Source organism: Kitasatospora sp. NPDC057512 (assembly GCF_042802135.1).
Taxonomy (GTDB): Bacteria; Actinomycetota; Actinomycetes; order Streptomycetales; family Streptomycetaceae; genus Kitasatospora.
Genome location: NZ_JBHVET010000587.1, coordinates 1 through 5639, shown reverse-complemented (window position 1 = coordinate 5639; position 5639 = coordinate 1). Strand labels below are relative to the sequence as shown.

General features: G+C 73.7%; 6 protein-coding genes. 2 read left to right on the top strand and 4 right to left on the bottom strand.

The genetic code is table 11. From position 1 onward, the window contains the following. Window positions 1–70 precede the first annotated feature (70 nt). The gene (locus ACFU6K_RS29670; protein ID WP_380668169.1) at window positions 71–298 is read right to left on the bottom strand and encodes a hypothetical protein; all 228 of its coding nucleotides are present in this window, start codon (window positions 296–298) and stop codon (window positions 71–73) included. Window positions 299–488: 190 nt separating this feature from the next. Here ACFU6K_RS29670 and ACFU6K_RS29665 point away from each other — a divergent pair, with 190 nt between their 5' ends. After that, complete coding sequence (locus tag ACFU6K_RS29665) at window positions 489–1010, top strand: peptidylprolyl isomerase (protein WP_380668167.1); 522 nt, start codon at window positions 489–491, stop codon at window positions 1008–1010. A gap of 73 nt (window positions 1011–1083) precedes the next feature. Here ACFU6K_RS29665 and ACFU6K_RS29660 read toward each other — a convergent pair whose 3' ends face one another. From ACFU6K_RS29660 to ACFU6K_RS29650, 3 genes are all read right to left on the bottom strand, one after another. Then, complete coding sequence (locus tag ACFU6K_RS29660) at window positions 1084–1608, bottom strand: RICIN domain-containing protein (protein ID WP_380668165.1); 525 nt, start codon at window positions 1606–1608, stop codon at window positions 1084–1086. A gap of 284 nt (window positions 1609–1892) precedes the next feature. Then, window positions 1893–2996: an RICIN domain-containing protein gene (locus tag ACFU6K_RS29655; protein WP_380668163.1), complete on the bottom strand. Its 1104-nt coding sequence runs from the start codon at window positions 2994–2996 to the stop codon at window positions 1893–1895. A 42-nt stretch (window positions 2997–3038) separates the two neighbouring features. Then, on the bottom strand, window positions 3039–4196 hold the full coding sequence (locus ACFU6K_RS29650) for an alpha/beta hydrolase (protein ID WP_380668161.1): 1158 nt from the start codon (window positions 4194–4196) through the stop codon (window positions 3039–3041). Window positions 4197–4426: 230 nt separating this feature from the next. On the opposite strand from ACFU6K_RS29650, the gene ACFU6K_RS29645 reads away from it, so the two are divergent. Then, on the top strand, window positions 4427–5410 hold the full coding sequence (locus tag ACFU6K_RS29645; RefSeq protein WP_380668159.1) for a hypothetical protein: 984 nt from the start codon (window positions 4427–4429) through the stop codon (window positions 5408–5410). The last annotated feature ends 229 nt before the right edge of the window (window positions 5411–5639 follow it).

Below are 5639 nucleotides of genomic sequence, written 5' to 3'. Positions count from 1 at the left end.
GCGGCGGCCGGGGACGCGTTCGCGCTCACAGGCCGGGGCCGTCCGACCGCCCCGCCCGGGCGACGACGGCTCAGCTGCCGTCCCCGCCACCGTCCCCACCGCTGTCCCCGCCGTTGAAGCCCACCTGGCGGCGCCGGCCGCGCCGGGCGCCGCGCAGCGCGTTGCCGGCGCCGAGGGTGAGGGCGGCGGCCACCCGGGTCCAGCGCGGCCCGCCGCGGTCGGCCCACACCACGCAGCCGCACCCCGCGACGACCAGGACCAGCACCCCCACCAGAACCGCACCGACCACCACGGCCACCCGCCTTTCCCTCGACGCCCTACTGCCTGGTAGGACGTGCGGACCGTCCCACCCGGTTCGGCCACGAGGCCGGAGGCTGTGCCAGGATGCGGGTGCCGAACGGCCCAGGTCACCGTACCGGTCGTACGGATCCGTACCGACCGGCCCCACCCGCCGGCCCCACCCGTCAGCCGTACCCCGAGGAGTCACCGTGGCCACTGCCCGGTTCGCCACCCTGCACACCACGGCGGGCCCGATCCGCCTGGAGCTGTTCCCGTTCCACGCGCCGAAGACGGTCCGCAACTTCGCCGAACTCGCCGAGGGCACCCGGGAGTACACCGACCCGCGCACCGGCGAGCCGGGCCAGGGGCCGTACTACGACGGCACGCTGTTCCACCGGGTGATCAAGGGCTTCATGATCCAGGGCGGCGACCCGACCGGCACCGGCACCGGCGGCCCGGGCTACTCCTTCGCGGACGAGTTCCACCCGGAGCTGTTCTTCACCAAGCCGTACCTGCTCGCGATGGCCAACGCCGGCCCGGGCACCAACGGCTCGCAGTTCTTCATCACGGTGGGCACCCCCGCCCACCTCAACCGCAAGCACACCATCTTCGGCCAGGTCGCCGACGCCGCCTCCAAGGCCGTGGTCGACGCGATCGCCGCCGCCCCGACCGAGGACGAGCGCCCGGTCGAGGACGTGGTGATCACCTCCGTGGAGATCGAGCAGTCCTGACCCGGTGCCCGCCCGCCCCTCCTGCCCCACCCGGGACACGGGTGGGGCCGCGCCGGGGGCGTCCGGGGGATCGCTACGCGGACCGGAGGCGCCACTCCTGGATGTCCTTCTCCGCGTAGGGGCGTAGGAGGGCCTTGTCGCTGCCGGCCTGTGCGCCCCCGGTGAGGGCGAGGGAGGGGTGGGACCAGGGGGAGATCTCGACCTGGTTCGACTTCACGTAGTGCACGTCCCACTGCTGGTTCGCGTCGTTCGTGTCGCAGGTCCGGACGGTGACGGGGTCCAGGGTGTCGTTCGGTGCGGTCAGGCACGTGCCCGTCGCCCTGTTCTTGATGAACAGCTTCCCGTCGATCTTGCTCAGGTTCCACTGCTGGCGTTCGTTCGTGGGGTCGGGGGTGGCCACGACGGCCTGGCCGCTGCTGTTGACGTCCAGGTCCACGGCCGGGTCGTTGGGCGGCGGGTAGATCCTGAACCGGTGCCACTCCCCGGTCTGCTGGGCCGGCAGGGCCGTCGGCGGGGCGGCTGCCCCGGCCAGGCCGGGGGTGGCGCCCAGGAGTACGGCGGTGATGGCCGCGGTCGCGATGCGCTTGGCAGGAGACATGGTGGTAGCTCCCATGCGGGTCGTCCCTCGTGGGTGTCCGGGAGGTGGGCGGGCTCTGCCGCGGATGGCGCCGGAGGCTCTGCGGGGCCGACCCGGCTGCCGGGCCTCCGGGGCCCGGCGGCCCGGTGGGCACGGCGGTGCTTCGTACCCACCCGACCAGGCTAGCCAGATGTCGAGCCGCCCGCAGCTCCATGGGAAAGCGCAGGTCAGGGCCGTGTGGGCGGAAACGCGAAGCCGCCGCCCGGTGAGGTCCGGGCGGCGGCACGCGTGGGGTGCGAGGCGCGTCAGGAGCAGCTGTTGAAGGTCGCGCTGGTGTTGGCGATGTAGAGGGTGGCACCGCCGTTGGAGTCGGAGGTGACCGGGATGGTGATGGTGTCCTCGGCGGTCCACGGGATGCCCTGGGCGTCGAAGGTCCAGGTGCCGGTGACCTTGCGGGCGAGCTCGGCGAGCGTCACCCAACCGTACTGCTGCTGCGGGACGGTGACGGTGACGGAGTTGTTGACGCTGCGCGAGCCGCTCCAGACGTTCTGGAAGCTGATGCCGGTCTTGACCGAGGCCTTGAACACTCCTTCGGCGCCGCCGCCGATGTCGCTGCCCAGCTCGGTGCCGATGCTGTTGGACCAGCCGCTGGTGTCGGTGACCGCGAAGGACTGCTGGACGGTGCTGCTGGTGTTGTTGAACCAGATCGCGGAGGCGCACACCCGCGGCAGCGGCGCGGCGGGGGCCTCGCTCTTCGTGGCCCAGGAGCAGGCGGAGATGTTCTTCTGGCACTGCTTGGCGGCGTGGTCGACGGCCAGGTTGCGGGCGGCCTGCGCGAAGCCGGTGGCCCACTGCTGGTTGGCGGTGCCGTTGCAGGCGTACTGGTCGGTCCAGGCGTCGTCGTAGTTGCCGCCGAGCAGCAGGTCCAGGCAGGTGTTGTCGCCGGCGTGGCGGATCATGAACGCGTCGCCGCCGCCGGGCGCGGGCTGGAGGAACCAGCGCTGGCTGGCCTGCCCGGCGCAACTCTGCTGGCGCAGGGCCGGGGTGAAGAAGGCCAGGTCGATGCACTTGCCGGTGTCGTTGTTGACGATGGTGAAGGTGTAGTCCGAGGGGTCGACGTTCAGCCGCCAGGACTGGTGGTAGCCGGGGGCGGAGTTGGTGACGATGTAGGCGCCGTCGCCCATGTTGCCGTTCTGGACGTCGAGTTGGCGCCCGTTGCTGAGCGACTTGATGGTCAGGCACTGCTGCGGCGAGGAGCAGGCGGCGACCGGAGCGGATGCGGACGACGGGGCGGACGCGGCGGCGCGGGCGGGGGCGGCGGTCAGGCCCAGGGCGGCGCAACAGGTCACCAGGAGGGCGGCGAGCAGGCGCAGCCAGGGCGCCGTACGGCCGAGGGGCGTGGTGGGCAAGGGGGTTTCCTTTCGTCGGGGGAGATCGGGGGAGAGGGGAGGTCAGGAGGCGGCGGCGAAGGCCGCCTCCAGGCGCGGGACGTAGTCCACGAGGTCCTGCGCCCAGCAGCCCGCGGTGTGGCCGCCGTGGCAGTCGGCGCCCCAGCCGGTGCCGTCGCCGTAGTCGGTGTAGCGGTACGGCAGGCCGAGCGCGTCGAGGCGCTGCTTGAGGCGCTTGGCGGTGCCCTCGGCCCAGAACTCCATGTCGCCGGGGCTGTTGTTGCCGTTGCCGGTGTAGACGGCGATGCCGGTGTGGTCGAGCACGGCCGCGCGCGCGACGGGGTCGGCGGCGTTCCAGCGCCAGTCGGCGTTGAACACCGGGTACGGGCTGCCGAAGATCGCGTCGCTGGAGACGGTGGGGCCGAAGTCCAGGCCGCAGGGGTGGCCGTCGCTGGGGCCGCAGAGCACGGTGCCGGCGTTGACCAGGGTGGCGACCACGGCACCGCGGATGATCATCTCGTCGGTGGACAGGTCGTTGGCGCCGGACATGGTGAGGACCTGGCCGAACAGGTCGGGGCGGTCCTGGGCGTAGTGCAGGGCGCCGAAGCCGCCCATGGACAGCCCGCCGACGGCCCGGTGGGCGCGGTCGGTGCGGGTGCGCAGGTTGGCGTCGACGAACGGGAGGACCTGGGTGAGGTGGAAGGTCTCCCAGTTCTGCGCGCCGGCGGCGGTGCCCTGGTCGAGCCAGTCGGCGTACCAGCCGCGCAGGCCGCCGTCCGGGATGACGGTGATCATCGACTGGGCGGCGGTCAGCGCCGGGTAGGCCAGGGCCGGGTCGCTCGGGTTGTCCGAGGCGCCGTGCAGGAAGTACAGCACCGGGTAGCGCTTGTCCGGCCGGGACGCGTAGTCGGCGGGCAGCAGGATGCGGATGGTGTGCGGCCCGGCGACCTGCGGGGTGGTGACGGTGATGACGAAGTTGGTGGCGCTGCCGGTGGGGGCGCCGACCTGGGTGAGGCCGAAGCCGTCGGTCAGCGGGGGCGGTGCGTCGGCCTGGGCCCCGGCCCCGGCACCGGCACCGGCACCGGCCCGTACGGCGGGTCCGGCGGCGGGGCCGGTCGCCGCAGTGGCGGACGCGGGTGCGGCGGGTGCGGCGAGCGGGAGCAGGCAGGCGGCCAGGGCGGCGAGAGCCGCGCGGGCGCGCCGGAGCCGGGCAGGGGGCATGGGCGTCCTCGGCCTTCCGTCGTGTCTTCCGTCGTGTGACTGATCCGTCGTGTGACTGATCGCCGTCAACTCTTGCCAGGGGCCCAGCCCGGACGCCAGAGCCCCCGGTGGCGCACCTGGGCCACCGGCGCATGTGCGCCGCCGGTGCGGGTAGGCTCCCTCGGCCCCGCACGGGGCGGGTGCGGGGGCGGCGTGCCGGGGCGGGGCACACGGTGACTTTGGGGGGCGTCGTGCACGACGTACTGGAACCGGAATCCGAACGCGGCCGCGTCTACCACTGCCTGGTCGGCCGGCCGCGCGCCCGCGTACCCGAACTGGCGCGGGAGACGGGCCTGGACGAGGAGGCCGTCCTGGCCGTGCTGCGCGACCTCGCCGACGAGGGCGTCGCGGTCGCCTTCGACACCACCGACAGCGCCGACGACCGCGACCACGCCTGGGAGGCGCTGCCGCCCGCCCGGGTGGTCGAGGCGGTGCTGCAGCACGACGCGCTGCGCCAGGCCGCCGCCCGCCGGGCCGGCGCCGAACTGGAACGGCTCTACCGCTTCGCCCGCCGCGACACCGGCAGCTACGGCGCGCTGGAGGTCGTCGACGATCCGGCCGAGGTGCTGGCCGCCAGCCACCGCCTCCAACTCGCCGCCCGCCACCAGGTGCGGGTCATCGACGTGCCGCCGTACTCCGGCAGCCGCGCCCACTACCTCGACCAGGAGGTGCTGCAGCGCCGCCGGATGGCCGCGGGCGTCGTCTACCGCGCGATCTACCAGGGGTGCGCGTTCCAGGACCCGGTGGCCGGGCCCAACATGGCCCGGATGATCGAGGCGGGCGAGCAGGCGCGGACGCTGGACGGGCCGCCGCTCAAACTCGCCATCGGGGACGACGACCTGGCCATCGTCACGCTGCCCGCCGACGACGGACCGGGCGTCGTCTCGCTGCTGATCCGGCCGTCGGGGCTGCTGAACGCGTTGAGCGCGGTCTTCGAGACGCTGTGGCGCCTGGCCGTGCCCGCCTCGATGGCGGGCGTCGACCCGCGCATCGACGAACGCGACCGGCGGATCCTCACGCTGATGGCCGGCGGCGCGACGGACGACGCGATCGCCCGCAGGTTGGGGCTGGGGCGGCGCACGGTGGTGCGGCGGGTCTCCACCCTGCTGGGCCAGTTGGGGGCGACCACCCGTTTTCAGGCGGGGGTGCAGGCCGCCCGGAGGGGGTGGCTGTAGGCGGGGGCGGCTTTCTGGTGTGGAGGGGAGGGAGTGGGAAGTCGGACCGGCCGACTTCTGGTGCGGGGCGCGCCGGGGGTTTGTCGGCGGGTGGTCTGGTGGGTGGGTTCGGCGAGGCGTGGGTGGGCGTGGGAAGTCGGACTGGTCGACTTCTGGTGCAGGCCGCGCGAAGGGGCTGGCTGTAGGCGCGGCGCCGGCCTGGCTTCTGACGCGGTGCGTCGGCGCGGAG

Coding starts and splice junctions, on each gene's coding strand:
- ACFU6K_RS29660 (WP_380668165.1), bottom strand. CDS start 1,608: ATGTCTCCTGCCAAGCGCATCGCGACCGCGGCCATCACCGCCGTACTC.
- ACFU6K_RS29650 (WP_380668161.1), bottom strand. CDS start 4,196: ATGCCCCCTGCCCGGCTCCGGCGCGCCCGCGCGGCTCTCGCCGCCCTG.